General features: G+C 71.6%; 22 protein-coding genes. 15 read left to right on the forward strand and 7 right to left on the reverse strand.

What is annotated here, in order from left to right; genetic code table 11:
• Window positions 1–49: 49 nt before the first annotated feature.
• The gene (locus tag OG2516_RS10060; RefSeq protein ID WP_007255556.1) at window positions 50–340 is read right to left on the reverse strand and encodes a hypothetical protein; all 291 of its coding nucleotides are present in this window, start codon (window positions 338–340) and stop codon (window positions 50–52) included.
• Window positions 341–528: 188 nt separating this feature from the next.
• Here OG2516_RS10060 and dapD point away from each other — a divergent pair, with 188 nt between their 5' ends.
• The 4 genes from dapD (at window position 529) to OG2516_RS10080 (ending at window position 2,422) form a co-directional block, all read left to right on the forward strand.
• Window positions 529–1,353: a 2,3,4,5-tetrahydropyridine-2,6-dicarboxylate N-succinyltransferase gene (gene dapD, locus OG2516_RS10065; protein WP_007255557.1), complete on the forward strand. Its 825-nt coding sequence runs from the start codon at window positions 529–531 to the stop codon at window positions 1,351–1,353.
• 158 nt (window positions 1,354–1,511) lie between these two features.
• Window positions 1,512–1,766, forward strand: coding sequence for a GlsB/YeaQ/YmgE family stress response membrane protein (locus OG2516_RS10070; protein ID WP_040615087.1), 255 nt, complete (start codon window positions 1,512–1,514; stop codon window positions 1,764–1,766).
• 67 nt (window positions 1,767–1,833) lie between these two features.
• On the forward strand, window positions 1,834–2,076 hold the full coding sequence (locus tag OG2516_RS10075; RefSeq protein WP_007255559.1) for a GlsB/YeaQ/YmgE family stress response membrane protein: 243 nt from the start codon (window positions 1,834–1,836) through the stop codon (window positions 2,074–2,076).
• Between the two features lie 37 nt (window positions 2,077–2,113).
• Window positions 2,114–2,422 carry a hypothetical protein gene (locus OG2516_RS10080; RefSeq protein ID WP_007255560.1) on the forward strand — a complete coding sequence of 103 codons (309 nt, stop codon included), beginning with the start codon at window positions 2,114–2,116 and terminating at the stop codon, window positions 2,420–2,422.
• Between the two features lie 111 nt (window positions 2,423–2,533).
• On the opposite strand, the gene rpsO is transcribed toward OG2516_RS10080, so the two are convergent.
• Both rpsO and OG2516_RS10090 read right to left on the reverse strand, forming a co-directional pair.
• Window positions 2,534–2,803 (reverse strand): 30S ribosomal protein S15, encoded by a 270-nt coding sequence (rpsO, locus tag OG2516_RS10085; RefSeq protein WP_007255561.1) that lies wholly within the window; start codon window positions 2,801–2,803, stop codon window positions 2,534–2,536.
• Between the two features lie 142 nt (window positions 2,804–2,945).
• Window positions 2,946–3,473 (reverse strand): DUF1643 domain-containing protein, encoded by a 528-nt coding sequence (locus OG2516_RS10090; RefSeq protein ID WP_007255562.1) that lies wholly within the window; start codon window positions 3,471–3,473, stop codon window positions 2,946–2,948.
• 114 nt (window positions 3,474–3,587) lie between these two features.
• Here OG2516_RS10090 and OG2516_RS10095 point away from each other — a divergent pair, with 114 nt between their 5' ends.
• Window positions 3,588–3,767, forward strand: coding sequence for a hypothetical protein (locus OG2516_RS10095; protein ID WP_007255563.1), 180 nt, complete (start codon window positions 3,588–3,590; stop codon window positions 3,765–3,767).
• 2 nt (window positions 3,768–3,769) lie between these two features.
• Here the strand turns inward: OG2516_RS10095 and truB are convergent, their stop codons facing one another.
• From truB to rbfA, 3 genes are read right to left on the reverse strand one after another with little or no spacing between them, the layout of a single operon-like run.
• A complete protein-coding gene (gene truB / locus OG2516_RS10100) occupies window positions 3,770–4,675 on the reverse strand; it encodes a tRNA pseudouridine(55) synthase TruB (RefSeq protein WP_007255564.1) in 906 nt (301 codons plus the stop codon).
• Between the two features lie 31 nt (window positions 4,676–4,706).
• Window positions 4,707–5,441, reverse strand: a complete 735-nt coding sequence (locus OG2516_RS10105) for a phosphodiester glycosidase family protein (RefSeq protein ID WP_007255565.1) — start codon at window positions 5,439–5,441, stop codon at window positions 4,707–4,709.
• Window positions 5,438–5,860: a 30S ribosome-binding factor RbfA gene (rbfA, locus tag OG2516_RS10110; RefSeq protein ID WP_040615757.1), complete on the reverse strand. Its 423-nt coding sequence runs from the start codon at window positions 5,858–5,860 to the stop codon at window positions 5,438–5,440. Before rbfA ends, OG2516_RS10105 begins: the two co-directional genes overlap by 4 nt.
• A gap of 63 nt (window positions 5,861–5,923) precedes the next feature.
• On the opposite strand from rbfA, the gene dapB reads away from it, so the two are divergent.
• Together dapB and OG2516_RS10120 are read left to right on the forward strand one after the other, a co-directional pair.
• The gene (dapB, locus tag OG2516_RS10115; protein WP_007255567.1) at window positions 5,924–6,736 is read left to right on the forward strand and encodes a 4-hydroxy-tetrahydrodipicolinate reductase; all 813 of its coding nucleotides are present in this window, start codon (window positions 5,924–5,926) and stop codon (window positions 6,734–6,736) included.
• 99 nt (window positions 6,737–6,835) lie between these two features.
• Window positions 6,836–7,201 carry a hypothetical protein gene (locus tag OG2516_RS10120; RefSeq protein ID WP_007255568.1) on the forward strand — a complete coding sequence of 122 codons (366 nt, stop codon included), beginning with the start codon at window positions 6,836–6,838 and terminating at the stop codon, window positions 7,199–7,201.
• Here the strand turns inward: OG2516_RS10120 and OG2516_RS10125 are convergent.
• Window positions 7,198–7,371 carry a DUF1674 domain-containing protein gene (locus tag OG2516_RS10125; RefSeq protein WP_007255569.1) on the reverse strand — a complete coding sequence of 58 codons (174 nt, stop codon included), beginning with the start codon at window positions 7,369–7,371 and terminating at the stop codon, window positions 7,198–7,200. The genes OG2516_RS10120 and OG2516_RS10125 overlap by 4 nt on opposite strands.
• Window positions 7,372–7,443: 72 nt before the next feature.
• On the opposite strand from OG2516_RS10125, the gene OG2516_RS10130 reads away from it, so the two are divergent.
• From OG2516_RS10130 to OG2516_RS10165, 8 genes are all read left to right on the forward strand, one after another.
• On the forward strand, window positions 7,444–8,742 hold the full coding sequence (locus OG2516_RS10130; RefSeq protein ID WP_007255570.1) for an RsmB/NOP family class I SAM-dependent RNA methyltransferase: 1,299 nt from the start codon (window positions 7,444–7,446) through the stop codon (window positions 8,740–8,742).
• Between the two features lie 114 nt (window positions 8,743–8,856).
• Window positions 8,857–10,575: a heparinase II/III family protein gene (locus OG2516_RS10135; protein ID WP_007255571.1), complete on the forward strand. Its 1,719-nt coding sequence runs from the start codon at window positions 8,857–8,859 to the stop codon at window positions 10,573–10,575.
• On the forward strand, window positions 10,572–12,158 hold the full coding sequence (gene purH, locus OG2516_RS10140; protein ID WP_007255572.1) for a bifunctional phosphoribosylaminoimidazolecarboxamide formyltransferase/IMP cyclohydrolase: 1,587 nt from the start codon (window positions 10,572–10,574) through the stop codon (window positions 12,156–12,158). The genes OG2516_RS10135 and purH overlap by 4 nt, the downstream gene beginning before the upstream one ends.
• A gap of 8 nt (window positions 12,159–12,166) precedes the next feature.
• Window positions 12,167–12,670 carry a signal peptidase II gene (lspA, locus tag OG2516_RS10145; protein WP_007255573.1) on the forward strand — a complete coding sequence of 168 codons (504 nt, stop codon included), beginning with the start codon at window positions 12,167–12,169 and terminating at the stop codon, window positions 12,668–12,670.
• A gap of 53 nt (window positions 12,671–12,723) precedes the next feature.
• Window positions 12,724–13,242 carry a DUF3035 domain-containing protein gene (locus tag OG2516_RS10150; RefSeq protein WP_007255574.1) on the forward strand — a complete coding sequence of 173 codons (519 nt, stop codon included), beginning with the start codon at window positions 12,724–12,726 and terminating at the stop codon, window positions 13,240–13,242.
• A gap of 93 nt (window positions 13,243–13,335) precedes the next feature.
• Entirely contained in the window at window positions 13,336–14,679 is a 1,344-nt protein-coding gene (locus OG2516_RS10155) for a M16 family metallopeptidase (RefSeq protein WP_007255575.1), read from the forward strand.
• The gene (locus OG2516_RS10160) at window positions 14,676–16,013 is read left to right on the forward strand and encodes a M16 family metallopeptidase (protein ID WP_007255576.1); all 1,338 of its coding nucleotides are present in this window, start codon (window positions 14,676–14,678) and stop codon (window positions 16,011–16,013) included. The genes OG2516_RS10155 and OG2516_RS10160 overlap by 4 nt, the downstream gene beginning before the upstream one ends.
• 80 nt (window positions 16,014–16,093) lie before the next feature.
• Window positions 16,094–16,414 (forward strand): HigA family addiction module antitoxin, encoded by a 321-nt coding sequence (locus OG2516_RS10165; protein WP_040615090.1) that lies wholly within the window; start codon window positions 16,094–16,096, stop codon window positions 16,412–16,414.
• Window positions 16,415–16,453 lie beyond the last annotated feature (39 nt).

Consider the following 16,453-nt stretch of genomic DNA (forward strand, 5'->3'; position numbering starts at 1 on the left):
CCCCCGTTGTCGGCCAGCGTAGGCCGGGCTTCAGCCCGGCCCGCGCCGCTCAGTTCATCGAGACCAGCATGAACGGGCAGCTGCGGCGCGCGTTGGTCAGGCCGGCATGGGCGCCGTTCATGATGAGGTGCCACGTCGGCGCGTAGCCCGGCGCGTGGGCGCGGGAGTAGGAGCAGCCGTTGGCCGGGTTGGTCCAGCTTCGCGCGGTGTAGCTCGCGGGCGGGCCGGCCTCGTAGCCGGTGCCGGCCGGCATCATGCCGGTCGACTGGGCGACGGCCGGCGCGGCGAAGGCGGCGATGGCGAGGGTCGCCGCGATGGCGAGGGAGGATTTCAGGGGCATCTGGTGCGGTCTCCGGTTGGCGTTGATGCTCCCCGAAGACCAGATCCGCGCGGCAATATGGTGCAAGCGGCGTGGCGGCATCTTGGCACTTGCCGCGATCTTTCCCCGTCCGCCGCGCCGGGCTCGCGTTGCGTCACCGCCCGTTTGGAGGCAAAAGGCGCGCCAGCAGACCACAGGAGCGCGCCGCCATGTCCAACGACCAGCTCGAAGCCGCCATCGAGGCCGCTTGGGAGACCCGCGACCAGATCACGCCCGCCACCGGCGGCGAGACCCGCGAAGCCATCCAGGACACGCTGAACGCGCTCGATTCGGGCCAGCTGCGCGTCGCCGAGAAGCGCGGCGACGACTGGCACGTGAACCAGTGGGCCAAGAAGGCGGTGCTGCTGGGCTTCCGCATCAAAGACATGGAGATCCAGCATGGCGGCCCGCAGGGCGGCGGCTGGTGGGACAAGGTCGACAGCAAGTTCGCCGGCTGGGGCGAGAACGCCTGGCGCGCGGCGGGCTTTCGCGCGGTGCCCAACTGCGTGGTGCGCAAGTCGGCCTACATCGCGCCCGGCGTGGTGCTGATGCCCTCCTTCGTCAACCTCGGCGCCTATGTCGACGAGGGCACGATGGTCGACACCTGGGCGACGGTCGGCTCCTGCGCCCAGATCGGCAAGGGCGTGCACCTGTCGGGCGGCGTCGGGATCGGCGGCGTGCTCGAGCCGATGCAGGCCGGGCCGACGATCATCGAGGACAACTGCTTCATCGGCGCCCGCTCGGAGGTGGTCGAGGGGGTGATCGTGCGCGAGGGCTCGGTGCTCGGGATGGGCGTCTACATTGGCCAGTCGACCAAGATCGTCGACCGCGAGAGCGGCGAGGTCTTCTACGGCGAAGTGCCCCCCTACTCTGTCGTCGTCTCCGGCACGATGCCCTCGAAGAACGGCGTGCACCTCTATTGCGCGGTCATCGTGAAACGCGTCGACGAGCGCACCCGCTCGAAGACCGGGATCAACGAACTGCTCCGCGACTGAGCCGCTCCGGCACGCGCAAATCCTTCTGGCTGCGTGAATTTGTGGCGGCAACGCCACAGATGCGCTATGTCGGTTGACGCAAGGAACCCCGACCGAGCTGCCGCTGTTGTGCGTCAGAAGCCGGGGGGTCCGGCGGGAAACTGGAGAGGGATTGCGAGATGAACGGAGTAGGTTGGCTCATGGCCATCATCATCGGCGGCATCGCCGGGTGGTTGGCCGAGAAATTCATGAAGTCCGACATGGGCGTCCTGATGAACATCATCCTCGGCATCGTCGGGGCGATCGTGTTCAACTTCCTCGCCGCCCTGATCTTCGACTTCGAGACCGCCGGCTGGATCGGCTCTCTCATCGCCGGCTTCATCGGCGCCTGCCTGCTGATCTGGCTCGCGCGCCTGATCAAGGGCCGCACCTGACGCCAGGCCGGGCGACAGACCGGGTGGTCCGCGGCAGCGGGCCGCCCCGCGAACTCAGGGAGACGGCATGGGACTCGGTTTCTTCGGCTCGATCATCGTCGGCGGCCTCGCCGGGTGGATCGCCTCCAAAATCATGAAGGCCAGGACCGGTATCTTCCTCAACATCCTGCTCGGCATCTTCGGCGCCCTCGTCCTCAACGCGTTGCTGCGGATGCTCGGCATCTACACCGAGGAGGCGTGGCTCACGCAGCTCATCGTCGGCGCCGCGGGCGCGAGCCTGCTGATCTGGATAGGGCGCAGGTTCCGCTAGCCCTTGACGCCGCGCCCGCCCGGCAACAGGAGAGGGCATGGCCCAATCCGTCTACACCCTCCTCGTCGAAGTCGGCCGCAAGTCGGGCGACGGCCTGCCCAAGGACGCCACCGGCGCGGCGCTGATGTGCTATGCCAGCGGCGTGGACGAGGCCGAGGCCGTGCGCGAGACGGTCGCCGTGCTCAAGCAGGCCGACCTGAACCCGCTCGAGGTCTCTGGCTACGGCACCCTCGAGGAGCGTCTCGCAGAAGGGCACGACATCGAAAATGACGAGCGTGCCCTGATGGACCGCGCCCGCGACGAGAACAGCGTCATCATCGCCCAGATGACCCCCTTCTACGACTGACGCGCCCCGTAGGGTGCGCATTCATAGCGCACCCCCCCGCGCACCACCAGAAACCAACCAACGAAAAAGGGGCCGCTCCCGCGACCCCTTCCCCATCGTCTCTGCCGGCGCTCAGCGGCGGATGCCGAGGCGCTTGATGAGGTCGCGGTAACGCGGCTCGTCGTTCGCCTTGAGGTAGTCGAGCAGCTTGCGGCGGTGGGCCACCATCTTGAGGAGACCACGGCGGCCGTGGTTGTCCTTCTTGTGGGTCTTGAAGTGCTCGGTCAGCGTCGAGATCCGCGAGGTCATGATGGCGACCTGCACCTCGGGCGAACCGGTGTCGCCGTCCTTGGTGCCGTATTCCTTGATCAGGCGGGTCTTTTCTTCGGGCGTGATCGACATCGGGGTCTCCTTCAGGGTCAGAGGTCATGGCACAAGCCGGGATGTCGTCCAGCAGGGCCCTTGGAGTCTCCGGGCGGCGGGTCCGACCGGAAGGCTGCCCCATAGTCGATGCCGGCGCGGATGAAAAGGGTGGAATCGCCGCTCAGGCGTCGGGCCACGCCTCGGGCTGCACGTGATAGCCGATGTAGAGCGGGTGCTTGGGGTGCCCGGCCTTGCTGAGCCCGAGATGGTGGAGCGGCCGCCCCGTCGCGCGCAGCAGCCGCTCGACCTCCGGCCCCCGGTCGCGGTGGGCGCCGTGGGTGCCCCAGGCGCAGACGATGCGATCGTCGCCGCCCCGGATCCAGCGCGCGGCGCTGTCCTCGATGGCGGCGTCGTTGCCCGGCCCGACGGGATCGTCCACCGCGCGCATCACCTTCGGGTCGGTGGCGCGGAAGGCGAAGATGTTGGTCACCCGGAACGCGCCGAAGCCCAGCGCCCGTGCCCGCCGCTCGCAGCGCTCGACGGTCGGGTCGTTCTGGATCTCCGTGGCGGTGGAGGGGTTCAGCATCACGAACAGCGCCCGCGCGCCGGCCGGATCCCAGGTGCGGGTGAGGAGGTAGCGATAGGCTTCGCAGGGCGAGTAGACGGCCACCGAGGCGGCGTCGCCCTTCTGGTGCAGGCGCTCGATCATGGGCGCGGTCTAGCCCGGCGGCGGGCAGGGCGAAAGGCGCTTGATCTAAAGTCCACTTGAGAAATTACCAAGGGAGGGTCGAAGCGCGAATCACACCTAGAAAGGATCACCGACATGTTCTCCCGCCGCCGCCCCGCCTCCCTTGCCAGCCGCCTCGAAGACGAGCTGCAGGCCCTGTGCAACCGCGCCCAGATCGAGCGCCTCGCGCTGCCCCGCCGGGTCCGCAAGGACATCGGCCTGGATTGCGACTGCACCGACCTGCGCCCGCCGCACCATCCGCTGCCGTTCGTCTGAGGCTAGAGCTGGAACACCCGGACCGGGTGCAGCTCACCGCCCTTGTAGCGGCCGACGGCGAGGGGCCGGCCGTCGTGGCTGGCCCAGCATTCCTCGCCGTACTCCAGCCCCGCGGCGATGACCGTCGCGGGGTTGCCGTTCTTCAGCCGGCCCACGCTCTCGGCCGGGCAGCGCACCTCGGGCAGCTCGGCGAGCGCGACCTCCAGCGGCAGCAGCAGCCCGTCGAGCTCGTCGCTGCCGGCCAGCGATTCGACCCGCTCCAGCGTCACCGCGTCCTCGAGCTCGAACGGGCCCGACCAGAGCCGGCGCAGGGTGAGGACGTGCCCGAGACAGCCCAGCACTCGGCCGAGGTCGCGGGCGATGGCGCGCACGTAGCCGCCCTTGCCGCAGGTCATCTCGAGCTCGGCGAGGTCGGGCTCGGGCCGGTCGGTCAGCACCAGTTCCTCGACCCAGAGCGGCCGCCCCTCCACTTCGAATTCCTCGCCGGCCCGGGCGCGCTTGTAGGCGCGCTCGCCGTCGATCTTCACCGCCGAGAAGGCCGGCGGCACCTGGATGATCTCGCCCACGAACCGGCCGAGCGCGTCCTTGATCTCGTCGTCCGAGGGCCGGCCTTCGGCCTCCTTCACCACCGCGCCCTCGGCGTCGTCGGTGTTGGTCTCGGCGCCGAAGCGGACGGTGAAGGCGTAGGCCTTCATCGCTTCGGTGACGTAGGGAATGGTCTTGGTCGCCTCGCCGAAGGCGATGGCGAGGATACCCGTCGCGGCCGGGTCGAGCGTGCCGGCATGGCCAGCCTTCCTGGCGTCGAACGCGCGGCGGACGCGGTTGACGACGGTGGTCGAGGTCAGGCCCGCGGGCTTGTCGACGATCAGCCAGCCGGAAATGTCGCGTCCCTTGCGGCGCCGTGCCATGAAGCTCTCCTTGCCCAGAAAGGGCGGGGTGCTAGCCGCCGTGCCCGGCCTCGTCAAGCACGCCGACGACCGGCCCCATCGCCCACCCCACATCGGAGCGGCCGACGCCCGGCGCGTGCAGCCGGCTGACCTTGCCGTCGAAGTAAAGCGCCTGCGGCAGGTCGAGCCGGTCGCGGAACAGGGTGGCGAAATCGTGGAAGTTGACGACGCCGTCGGAGATCGCGAACACCACCCGGCTGCCGTCGTCGGAGGTACCGACGCCGTTGCGGATGTGGCGGCTGTCGGAGCCTTCGATGAAGCGCGGATGCAGCGCGCCGTCGATCACCAGCATCGGCCCCGACTGGGTGGCGTGGCGGCAGTCGGGCGCTTCGTCGAGGTAGAGACCGGTCTCGTAGACCCGCGCGCTGTCGTTGCGGATGCAGAAGATGCCGTTGGGCAGCATCCCGAAGTTGCCCGGCCCGGCGTTCGGGATCACCCGCATGACCTCCTCGCCGTCCTCGACGTAGTGGCCGACGGGCGAGTGGTCGCGGTGGTACATCCCGGCGTTCATCGCGAAGCTCAGCGGGCCGAGATCGTCCTCGATCGCGCCGAACGAGCCGTAGGTCGCGCCGGACTCGTCGGCGAGGAACAGCCGCAGCGGCTCCTGCGCCGGGTCGACTTCGCAGATGGTGAAGTCGGTGCCCTGCCACGCGAGGCGCTCGCACTCCACCGCGAGCGCGGGGGACGCCAGCAGCGCCAGCGTCAGCGCGGATGCGGTGCGGATCATTCCTCTTCGTCCCGCGCCTCGTCTCCGTCCTCGATGTCCTGGCGCACGCGGGGCTCGTTGAACATCCGGCGGGTGTCGTCGATCCGGTCGAAGGTCTCGTCGACGCGGAAGCGCAGGTCGGGCGCGAACTTCAGGGTGAGGTTCTTCGACACCGCCCGGCGCAGCTCGCCCTTGTTGCGCGCCAGCGCCTTGAGCGCGACCTCGACGTCGCGCCCGCCGAGCGGCAGCACGTAGGCCGTCGCGATCTTGAGGTCGGGCGTGGTCTGGACCTCGCTCACGGTGATCGACATGCCCGTCAGGTCGGGATCGTGGACATCGCCCCGCGCGAGCACGTCGGACAGCGTCCGCCGGATCAGTTCCCCGACCCTGAGCTGCCTCTGCGACGGGCCGCGGCCCTCATCGAATCTGTTCTTCGCCATGGCGGGCATGTAAGCCCCGTGGGCAGACTTGCCAAGCAGACCGCGACGTACGGAGACGACGACATGAGCGACGAGACCCCCGGAATCGTAGTGACCGGCGTGGCCGGACGGATGGGCCGGATGCTGGTCGAGACCGTCGCCGCGTCCGACGCCTGCCGCCTCGTCGGCGCGCTGGTGCGGCCCGGCCACGAGTGGGAGGGCCGCGACGTCGGCGAGGCGACGGGCGGCGCGGCGATGGGCGTGCCGGTGACGTCGGACGCGCTCGAGGCGTTCGCGAAGGCGCAGGCGGTGATCGACTTCACCACCCCCGCGGCGACGGTGGAGTTCGCCGCGCTCGCCGCGCAGGCACGGGCGACGCACGTGATCGGCACCACCGGCTTCGGCGACGACGACCTCGCCTGCATCGCCGCGGCCGCGCGCCACGCCGTCGTCGTGCGGGCGGGCAACATGTCGCTCGGGGTCAACCTGCTGGTCGGGCTGACGCGCAAGGTGGCGGCGGCGCTCGGGGAGGAGTTCGACATCGAGATCGTCGAGGCCCATCACCGTCACAAGGTCGACGCCCCCTCCGGCACCGCGCTGATGCTCGGCGAAGCCGCGGCAGAGGGTCGCGGGGTGGCCCTGTCGGAGGCCGCCGAGCGCGGCCGCGACGGGCAGACCGGTCCGCGCGGCGCGGGCGCGATCGGGTTCTCGGCGGTCCGGGGCGGCGACATCGTGGGCGAGCACGATGTTCTGTTCGCCGGGGCGGGCGAGCGCGTGATGTTGCGCCATGTGGCCACCGATCGGGGGATCTTTGCGCGCGGCGCCGTGCGGGCGGCGCTCTGGGGGCAGGACAAGCGGCCGGGCGAATACACGATGGCGGACGTGCTCGGGCTCTGAGGGAAGGCAACGGCTTGTCGGTTCACGACAAACTCAGCCGCGGCGGGCGGACCTAGCGGCAGGGGGCGGGCGTTTTGTGCGCGTACCTGGAGACCCAAGATGACCGGACCCCTCGCCCTGGCCGCGCTGATGGCGCTGCTGCAGCCTCAGCCGGCCGCCGCCGACTTCCGCCCGATCGACTCGCGGCGGGTGTTCGTCGCGGAGGTGGCCGACCGCACGCTCATCGCGGCGGTGCTCGGCCTGTCGGTGCGGATGGAGGCGAGCGGGCGCATCCGGGGCACCGCGCAGGGGCGCGAGGTCGTCGGGCGCTGGACGTGGGAGGGCGGCGAGTTCTGCCGCACCCTGCGCTGGGAGGGCGGCAACTGGCCGCGCAACTGCCAGCTCGTGGAGATCGACGGCGACAAGGTGCGCCTCACCGCCAACGGCGGCGACGGCAGCTCCGTCGTGTTCAACCTCGGCGACTAGAAGTCGACGGCGATGCCCTTGCGCTCCCAGTCGCCATAGCGGACGGGCTCGGGGCCGTCGCGGCCGCCGAGCTCCGTCGGCAGCGGCGTATCCTGCGCGGCGCGGCGGCGGGCGGCGGCCTCTTCGAGGGCGCGAAGGGCTTCGGGCGGCAGCTTGTCGGTATCGGTCATCTGGGCGCGGCCTTCTTGTCCGGTATGCTCTCCTGATATACGCAGCCGCGTTCGCCGAACAAGGAGCACCCGTTGGCCGATCGTCCGCCCCGCCGTCCCGCCGCGCCGCCTGCCAAGGAAGGCGCCGCGCCCCGCAAGGCCGCCTGGGCGCTCGTCAACGGCGTCACCGCCGGCCGGCTGCTGTCTGAACTCGGCGGCGAGCTCGAGCGGCTCGCTCCCGCCGAGCGCGCCCGCGCCGCCCGCCTCGCGGCCGACGCGCTGCGCGCCGCGGGCCGGGCCGACCGGATGCTCAAGCCGCACCTCTCCAAGCGCCCGCCCGACGCCGTGCGCAACGCGCTGCGCCTCGCGACGCTGGAAATCGGCGAAGGCGCGGCGGCGCACGGGGTGGTCGACGCGTGGGTCGATCTGGTCGGTCGGCATCCGCACACCTCGCGCTACCGCGGCCTCGTCAACGCGGTGCTGCGCAAGATCGCCGAGGCCGGTCCCGAGGCTTGGAGCAAGCTGCCCGTGCCGAACCTGCCGCGCTGGCTGCGCCGTCCGCTCGCCGAGGCGTGGGGCGACCGGCCGGTGCAGCAGATGGAGCGCGCCCATTTCGCGGGCGCGCCGCTCGATCTGACCGCCAGGACCGATCCGGCGGCGCTCGCCGAGGCGACCGGCGGCGCGCTGCTGCCGACGGGGAGCGTGCGGTTGGCGCAGGCCGGTCAGGTCACGGCGCTGCCGGGCTTCGCGGAGGGCGCGTTCTGGGTACAGGACGCCGCCGCCGCCCTGCCCGCCCGGCTGCTCGGCGCGCGGCCCGGCGAGCGGGTGCTCGACCTGTGCGCCGCGCCCGGCGGCAAGACGCTGCAAGTCGCCGCCACCGGGGCCGACGTCACCGCGCTCGACATCTCGCCGGACCGCCTCGCACGGGTGGAGGAGAACCTCGCCCGCTGCGGCCTCGCCGCGCGCACCCTCGCGGGCGACGCGCTCGCGTTCGACGAGGGCGGCTGGGACGCGATCCTGCTCGACGCGCCCTGCTCGGCCACCGGCACCATCCGCCGCCACCCCGACCTGCCCCACGCCAAGGACGGCGCCGAGTTCGGCAGGCTGATCGAGCTGCAGGCCCGGCTGCTCGACCACGCCCTGACCCTGCTGCGCCCCGGCGGGCGGCTGGTCTTCTGCACCTGCTCGCTGCTGCCCGACGAGGGCGAGGTGCAGGTCGAGGAGGCGCTCGCCGCACGCGACGACATCGCCGTCCTGCCGCTCCCCGACCTGCCGGGCCTCGCGCCCGAGTGGCGCACCGAGGAGGGCGGCCTGCGGCTGCGGCCGGACTACTGGCCCGAGCGCGGCGGGATGGACGGCTTCTACATGGCGCTGCTGACAAAGCCCGCGTGACTTGAGCCGGCCCGCGCGGTAGGATCGGCGTCAAACCAAGAGGGGGCGCAGCCTCCGCCCTGAGGCAGCAGTTTGGCCCGTACCCGGACCCTCAAGACGCGCCACGCGCGGCTGATGAACCTTATCCACGCCCGTCTCGCGGCGCGGGGGCGGTCGGTCGCGGCCTTCGCGGCCGAGCCGGAGCCGCGCTCCATCGGCCACTTCGCGCGCGGCCGCCAGCTCTGTGCGGGCAACGTGGTCTTCGCCGGCCACCTCCACGAGATCGGCGACGCCACGCCCTGGGTCATCGCGCCGCCCGATGCGGCCTTCGCCGAGGAGGCGCACGGCTTCGGCTGGCTCGACGACCTCGCGGCGGTGGGCGACGGCAAGGCGCGGGTGCGGGCGCGCGACTGGGTGCTCGACTGGATCGCGCGCTACGGCGGCGGGCGCGGGCCGGGCTGGACGCCCGAGATCACCGGCCGCCGGCTCATCGTCTGGATCAACCACGCGGCGTTCATCCTGCGCGGACAGGACAAGGCGGTGCGCGAGCGCTTCCTCGCCAGCCTCGCGGCGCAGACCCGCTTCCTCGCCCGCCGCTGGCCCGCCGTGCCGCAGGGGCTGGCGCGGTTCGAGGCGCAGGCGGGGCTGATCTACGCCGGGCTCGCGCTCGAGGGACAGGACAAGCTCGCCGACCGGGCGCTCGAGGCGCTTGCGGTGGATTGCGAGCGGCAGGTCGGCCCCGACGGCGGGCTGCCGACGCGCAACCCCGAGGAAGCGCTCGAGGTGCTGACGCTGCTGAACTGGACCGTCGACGCCCTCGGCGCCTCCGACCGCCCGGTGCCCGCGCCGCTGCGCGCCGCGCTCGAGCGGCTGGCCCCGTGCCTGCGGGCGCTGCGCCACGCCGATGGCGGGTTGGCGCGGTTCCACGGCGGCGGGCGCGGCGTGGAGGGCCGGCTCGACCAGGCGCTCGCGGCCTCGGGCGTGCGCGACCGGCCCGCGGCGGGCGCGCTACACATGGGCTACGCGCGGCTCGCCTCCGGACGCACCACGCTGATCTTCGACGCCGCCCCGCCCCCCGGCGGCGCGCTCTCGGTCGGCGCGCACGCCTCGACGCTGGCCTTCGAGCTGACCTCCGGGCGGCGGCCGGTGGTGGTGAATTGCGGCTCCGGCGCGACGTTCGGCCCCGACTGGCGCCGCGCCGGCCGCGCCACGGCGAGCCACTCGACGCTCGGCATCGAGGGCTACTCCTCCTCCCGCCTCGGCCCGCCGTCGATGCTCGGCGGGCACCGCCGCGAGCTGCTCGAGGACAGGCCCAGCGAGGTGATCCACGAGCGCACCCGCCTGCCCGCCGGCGAACGGCTCGAGCTGGCCCACGAGGGCTACCAGGCGACCCACGGCCTGACCCACGCCCGCACCGTCGAGCTGTCGCGCGACGGGCGCGGGATCACCGGCGAGGAGCTGCTGACGACCCTGTCCGACGCCGACGAGCTGCGGTTCGAGCAGGCGCGGGGCGAGGCGGGCGTGCCGTTCAAGGTCCGCTTCCACCTGCACCCCGAGGTCGACGCGGAGGTCGATCTGGGCGGCACCGCGATCAGCCTGGCGCTGAAGTCGGGCGAGATCTGGATCTTCCGCCACGACGGTACCGCCGAACTCGCGCTCGAGCCGTCGGTCTACCTGGAAAAAGGCCGGCTGAAGCCGCGTCCGACGCGACAGGTGGTTTTATCCGGCCGCGCCTTGGCCTATGCGACGCGCGTCCGCTGGTCGCTCGCCAAGGCGCAGGACACGCCGAGCGTCCTGCGCGACGTTCACCGCGACGACCCGTTTGCCGATGCCGACGAGCAGGAGACCACATGACCGACCGCGCCCCGCTGACCCGAGCCCTGCTCTCCGTGTCCGACAAGGACGGCCTCGTCGAGCTCGCCCGCGCGCTCGCGGCGCGCGGGGTGGAGCTGCTCTCCACCGGCGGCTCGGCCAGGCTGCTGCGCGACGCCGGGCTCGAGGTGCGCGACGTCGCCGACCTCACCGGCTTTCCCGAGATGATGGACGGGCGCGTCAAGACGCTGCACCCGAAGGTGCATGGCGGCCTTCTGGCGCTGCGCGACGATCCGGGCCACGTGGCGGCGATGGAGCAGCACGGGATCGCGCCGATCGACCTGCTCGTGGTCAACCTCTACCCGTTCGAGGCCACCGTCGCCGCCGGGGCCGACTACGACACCGCCATCGAGAACATCGACATCGGCGGCCCCGCGATGATCCGCGCGGCGGCGAAGAACCACGGCCACGTGGCCGTCGTCACCGACGTCGAGGATTACGACGCCCTGCTCGCCGAGCTCGACGCCAACGACGGCCAGACCACCTACGCCTTCCGCCGCCGCCTGGCGCAGACCGCCTACGCCCGCACCGCCGCCTACGACACCGCCGTCTCGACCTGGATGGCGAGCGCCATCGGCGAGGCCGCGCCGCGTCGCCGGTCGTTCGCCGGCACCCTCGCCCAGACCCTGCGCTACGGCGAGAACCCGCACCAGCAGGCGGCATTCTACACCGACGGCTCCGACGCGCCGGGGCTGGCGAACGCCGAGCAGCTGCAGGGCAAGGAGCTGTCCTACAACAACATCAACGACACCGACGCCGCCTTCGCGCTGGTCAGCGAGTTCGCCGACGCCGCGCCCGCCTGCGTCATCGTCAAGCACGCCAACCCCTGCGGCGTCGCCACCGGCGGCAGCCTCGCCGAGGCCTACGGGCGCGCGTTCGACTGCGACCGCACCTCCGCCTTCGGCGGCATCGTCGCGCTGAACCGGCCGCTCGACGCGGCGACGGCGCGGGCGATCACCGAGATCTTTACCGAGGTGGTGATCGCGCCCGGCGCCTCCGACGAGGCCCGGGCGATCTTCGCCGCCAAGAAGAACCTGCGGCTGCTGCTGACCGCCGGCCTCGCCGATCCGACCACCGCCGCCACCGCCTTCACCCAGGTTTCCGGCGGCTTCCTCGTGCAGGACCGCGACACCGGCCGCCTCGCGCCCGACGCGCTGAAGGTGGTCAGCGAGCGCGCGCCCTCCGAGCGGGAGCTGGCCGACCTGCGCTTCGCCTGGACCGTCGCCAAGCACGTGAAGTCCAACGCGATCGTCTACTGCAAGGATGGCGCCACCGTCGGTGTCGGCGCCGGCCAGATGAGCCGCGTCGACAGCACGCGCATCGCTGCGCGCAAGGCTGCCGACATGGCCGAGGCGCTCGGCCTCGCCGCGCCGCCGACGCAGGGCTCCGTCGTCGCCTCCGACGCCTTCTTCCCCTTCGCCGACGGCCTGATCACCGCCGCCGAGGCCGGCGCGACGGCGATCATCCAGCCCGGCGGCTCCATGCGCGACGACGAGGTCATCGCCGCCGCCGACGCGCGCGGGCTGGCGATGGTGTTCACCGGCATGCGCCACTTCCGGCACTAGGAGCGGTGATGCGCCTCGCCTACTGGACAGCTTTCTGGGTCTTCCTCGTCGATCAGGCGACGAAGTACGTGGTCGTGCACGGCATGAACCTGATGTCGGTGATGGAGATCGACGTCCTGCCGCCGCTGCTGACCTTCCGCATGGCCTGGAACCGCGGGGTCAATTTCGGCCTGTTCTCGGGATTCGACGCGCGCTGGCTGCTGGTGGCGCTGGCGCTGGTGATCTCGGCGTTCGTGCTGATCTGGCTGCACCGCGAGGGCGGCCGGCGGGCGGCCTACGTCTCGGCTGGGCTGCTGGTGGGCGGCGCGCTCGGCAACGTGGTCGACCGGGTGCTCTACGGGGCGGTCGCGGACTTCATCAACATGTCCTGCTGCGGCATCGACAACCCCTACGCCTTCAACGTCGCCGACGTCGGCGTCTTCGCCGGGGCGGTGGGGCTGGTGCTGTTCACCGGCGACGGCAAGGGCAAGGGCCCGAAGGCCGGCGCAAAACGGTCCGGAAAGACCACGTGACCTCGCCGGCGGGCTGCGTTAATCATTTGGCAGACCGACGGGAAAGCACCTTCATGCGCGCCATCCTCGCCAGCCTCGGCCTTGGCCTGATCCTGACCGCTTGCACGAGCGACCGGACCCTGCACGACCTCGAGACCACCGGCGGCGGGCCCGACGAGTTCTCCGTGCTGCCCGTCCTGCCGCTCGAAATCCCCGACAACCTCGACGCGCTGCCGACGCCGACGCCGGGCGGCGTCAACCGCACCGACCGCTACCCGGTGGGCGAGGGCATCGCCGCGCTCGGCGGCGATCCGGCCGCGACCGTGGCCACCGGCGCGGGCGTGCCGGCGTCCGACGCGGCGCTCGTCGGCGCGGCGGCGCGCCACGGCGTGGTGGCCGACATCCGGCAGGTGCTGCTCGTCGAGGACGCCGCCTTCCGCCGGGCCCGCGGCCCGCTCGCGGGCGGCCTGTTCGGCGGCGGCGACCCGTACTACACCGCCTACGCCCCGCAGCGGCTCGACGCGCAGGCCGAGATGATCCGGATGCGCAACGCCGGCATCCCCGTCCCCACCGCGCCGCCGCCGGCCGAGTAGCCACTGACGCATCGCTCACTTCCTTGTGCCGCCGCTTGTAAGCCGCGCGGCATGGCGTAGCTTGCAGGCGACCTTCACCCACATGGAGCCGCAATGCGACGCATCCTGTTGACCCTGGCCCTCCTCGCCGCTCCCCTCGCCACCCGCGCCCAGACCGACGACGTCACCACCTACCGGCTCGACAACGGCATGGACGTGGTGGTGATCGAGGACCACCGCGCCCCGGTCGTGACGCACATGGTCTGGTACCGCGCCGGCTCGGCCGACGAGCCCGTCGGCGCCTCCGGCGTCGCGCACTTCCTCGAACACCTGCTGTTCAAGGCGACCGACACCCTCGAGTCGGGCGAGTTCAGCCGGATCGTCGCCGAGAACGGCGGCTCCGACAACGCCTTCACCTCCTACGACTACACCGCCTACCACCAGCGCATCGCCGCAGACCGGCTCGAGCTGATGATGGAGATGGAAGCCGACCGGATGAACAACCTGCGCCTGACGCCCGAGGACATCGTCACCGAGCGCGGCGTCGTCCTCGAGGAACGCAACCAGCGCACCGAGTCGAGCCCGGGCGCGCTGGCGCAGGAGCAGCTGCGCGCGGCGCAGTACCTCAACCACCGCTACGGCGTGCCGATCATCGGCTGGAAGCACGAGATGGAGGAGCTGTCGCTCGAGGACGCCCTGTCGTTCTACGACCTCTACTACTCGCCCAACAACGCCATCCTCGTCGTCGCCGGCGATGTCGAGCCCGACGAGGTGCTGGCGCTGGCCGAGGAGCATTACGAGCCCATCCCCGCCGAGCCCGACCTGCCCGAGCGCCTCCGCTCCGAGGAGCCGCCGCAGACCGCCGCGCGCCGCCTCACCTACGAGGACCCGCGCGTCTCGCAGCCCTACCTCGTGCGCACCTACCTCGCCCCCGAGCGCGACGCGGGCGCGCAGCAGAAGGCGGCGGCGCTGGTCTACCTCGCCGAGCTGCTGGGCGGGTCGCCCTTCACCTCCGAGCTCGGCACCGCGCTGCAGTTCGACACGCAGACGGCCGTCTATACCGGCGCGGGCTACGACGGGCTGTCGCTCGACGACACGCTGCTGTCGATCTCCGTCGTGCCGACCGAGGGCACCGGGCTCGCCGAGGCCGAGGCGGCCGTCGACGCGGTGCTCGAGGAATTCCTCGCCGAAGGCCCCGACCCCGAGGCGATGGAGCGGATCCGCACGGCGCTGAACGCCTCCGAGATCTACGCCCGCGACAACGTCTCCTCGCTCGCCCGCCGTTACGGCGCGGCGCTGACCTCCGGCCTCACCGTCGAGGACGTGCAGGCCTGGCCCGGCATCCTGCAGGCCGTGACCGCCGAGGACGTCATGGCCGCCGCCGCCGAGGTGCTCGACGAGCGCCGCTCCGTCACCGCCTGGGTGACGGCCCCCGAGACCGAGGAGCTGTCCCAATGATCCGCACCCTGTTCACCGGCCTCGCCGTCGGCTGCGCCTTCGCCTGGTCGGCCCCGGCCCATGCCGACATCGACGTGCAGGCCGTCACCTCCCCCGGCGGCATCGAGGCGTGGCTCGTGGAGAGCCACGAGATTCCGTTCGTCGCCGTCGAGATCCTGTTCCGCGGCGGCGCGTCGCTCGACGAGCCGGACAAGCGCGGGGCGGTCAACCTGATGACCGGCCTGCTCGAGGAAGGCGCGGGCGACATGACGGCGCAGGAGTTCCAGATCGCGCGCGAGGGGCTGGCCGCCGAGTTCGGCTTCCGCGCCTTTGACGATTCCATCGCCGTCTCCGCCCGCTTCCTGACCGAGAACCGCGACGAGGCCGTCGACCTGCTCAACCTCGCGCTGGCCGATCCGACCTTCGAGGACGACGCCGTCGAGCGGGTCCGGGCGCAGGTGCTCTCCAACATCCGCGCCAGCGCGCAAGACCCGAACGACATCGCCTCGGCCACCTTCATGGAGATGGCGTTCCCCGACCATCCCTACGGCAGCGACCACTCCGGCACTCTGGACAGCGTCGCCGCGCTGACCCGCGACGACCTCGTGACGGCGCACGAGAACGTCCTCGTCACCGGGCGCGCCCATGTCGGCGTCGTCGGCGACATCACCCCCGAGGAACTCGGCCCGCTGCTCGACGATCTGTTCGCGGGCCTGCCCGCCGAGGGCCCGCCGCTGCCGCCCGAGGTCGCGCCCGCCATCGAGGGCGGCGTCACCGTGGTCGACTTCCCGTCGCCCCAGTCCGTCGCCCTGTTCGGCCACGAGGGAATCGACCGGGACGACGAGGACTACTTCGCCGCCTACATCCTCAACGAGATTCTCGGCGGCTCCGGCCGGCAGAGCCTGTTGATGGAAGAGGTGCGCGAGCAGCGCGGGCTGACCTACGGGATCGGCTCCTACCTCGTCCCGAAGGACCTCGCCGACCTCTATCTCGGCTCCGTCTCCTCGGCCAACGCCACCATCGCCGAGGCCATCGACGTGACCCGCGACATCTGGCGCGACCTGGCCGAGAACGGTGTCTCGGAGGAGGATCTGGAGAGCGCGAAGGTCTACATCACCGGCGCCTACCCGCTGCGCTTCGACGGCAACGGCCAGATCGCCGACATTCTCGTCGGAATGCAGTTCACCGGCCTGCCGATCGACTATATCGAGACGCGCAACGACCGGATCAATGCTGTAACGCTGGAGGAGATCAATCGTGTAGCGGCCGAGCTGCTGAAACCGGAGGATCTGCACTTTGTCGTCGTGGGTCAGCCGGAAAACCTGCCCCCGGCGGAAGAGGCTCCCTCGCAGTAGCAATTTCCGCGATTGACGTAACCTTTCGTTCACACCTCGCCTCTAGGACGGTCTCCGGACGACACGAACCGGAGACCGTCATGGCGCACGATACACCCCCTCATCCCGGCCCGAAGCTGGCCCGTGAGTTCACGCAGCTCGGCCTAAGTCTGCGCCAGATGGCCCGCGCCCTCGGCATCTCCCCCGAGCGGGTGGAGGCGCTGGCCGACGGGCGCGGCCGGATCGATCCGGAGATGGCGCTGCGGATCGAGGCCGTGCTCGGCCCCGACGCGCAGCGGTGGCTGGACCTGCAGGCGGCCCACGACCTCGGTCGGCTGCGGCAGGCGGGCGTCGGGTTCACGGCCGATCTGCGCCGGTTGACGATCCATCCGGTGCGGCCGCCCGGAGCCTGCACCTGCTAGCGAACCCTCTCGCAGAATCATCGGCGGCCATGCTAGTCC

It is taken from the genome of Oceanicola granulosus HTCC2516, from assembly GCF_000153305.1.
GTDB classification, from domain to species: domain Bacteria; phylum Pseudomonadota; class Alphaproteobacteria; order Rhodobacterales; family Rhodobacteraceae; genus Oceanicola; species Oceanicola granulosus.

Coding starts and splice junctions, on each gene's coding strand:
- lspA (WP_007255573.1), top strand. CDS start 12,167: ATGCGCCTCGCCTACTGGACAGCTTTCTGGGTCTTCCTCGTCGATCAG.
- OG2516_RS10075 (WP_007255559.1), top strand. CDS start 1,834: ATGGGACTCGGTTTCTTCGGCTCGATCATCGTCGGCGGCCTCGCCGGG.
- OG2516_RS10120 (WP_007255568.1), top strand. CDS start 6,836: ATGACCGGACCCCTCGCCCTGGCCGCGCTGATGGCGCTGCTGCAGCCT.
- OG2516_RS10070 (WP_040615087.1), top strand. CDS start 1,512: ATGAACGGAGTAGGTTGGCTCATGGCCATCATCATCGGCGGCATCGCC.
- rpsO (WP_007255561.1), bottom strand. CDS start 2,803: ATGTCGATCACGCCCGAAGAAAAGACCCGCCTGATCAAGGAATACGGC.
- OG2516_RS10090 (WP_007255562.1), bottom strand. CDS start 3,473: ATGATCGAGCGCCTGCACCAGAAGGGCGACGCCGCCTCGGTGGCCGTC.
- dapD (WP_007255557.1), top strand. CDS start 529: ATGTCCAACGACCAGCTCGAAGCCGCCATCGAGGCCGCTTGGGAGACC.
- OG2516_RS10155 (WP_007255575.1), top strand. CDS start 13,336: ATGCGACGCATCCTGTTGACCCTGGCCCTCCTCGCCGCTCCCCTCGCC.
- OG2516_RS10165 (WP_040615090.1), top strand. CDS start 16,094: ATGGCGCACGATACACCCCCTCATCCCGGCCCGAAGCTGGCCCGTGAG.
- OG2516_RS10150 (WP_007255574.1), top strand. CDS start 12,724: ATGCGCGCCATCCTCGCCAGCCTCGGCCTTGGCCTGATCCTGACCGCT.
- OG2516_RS10095 (WP_007255563.1), top strand. CDS start 3,588: ATGTTCTCCCGCCGCCGCCCCGCCTCCCTTGCCAGCCGCCTCGAAGAC.
- OG2516_RS10060 (WP_007255556.1), bottom strand. CDS start 340: ATGCCCCTGAAATCCTCCCTCGCCATCGCGGCGACCCTCGCCATCGCC.
- OG2516_RS10160 (WP_007255576.1), top strand. CDS start 14,676: ATGATCCGCACCCTGTTCACCGGCCTCGCCGTCGGCTGCGCCTTCGCC.
- OG2516_RS10125 (WP_007255569.1), bottom strand. CDS start 7,371: ATGACCGATACCGACAAGCTGCCGCCCGAAGCCCTTCGCGCCCTCGAA.
- OG2516_RS10105 (WP_007255565.1), bottom strand. CDS start 5,441: ATGATCCGCACCGCATCCGCGCTGACGCTGGCGCTGCTGGCGTCCCCC.
- truB (WP_007255564.1), bottom strand. CDS start 4,675: ATGGCACGGCGCCGCAAGGGACGCGACATTTCCGGCTGGCTGATCGTC.
- OG2516_RS10080 (WP_007255560.1), top strand. CDS start 2,114: ATGGCCCAATCCGTCTACACCCTCCTCGTCGAAGTCGGCCGCAAGTCG.
- purH (WP_007255572.1), top strand. CDS start 10,572: ATGACCGACCGCGCCCCGCTGACCCGAGCCCTGCTCTCCGTGTCCGAC.
- rbfA (WP_040615757.1), bottom strand. CDS start 5,860: ATGGCGAAGAACAGATTCGATGAGGGCCGCGGCCCGTCGCAGAGGCAG.
- OG2516_RS10135 (WP_007255571.1), top strand. CDS start 8,857: ATGAACCTTATCCACGCCCGTCTCGCGGCGCGGGGGCGGTCGGTCGCG.
- dapB (WP_007255567.1), top strand. CDS start 5,924: ATGAGCGACGAGACCCCCGGAATCGTAGTGACCGGCGTGGCCGGACGG.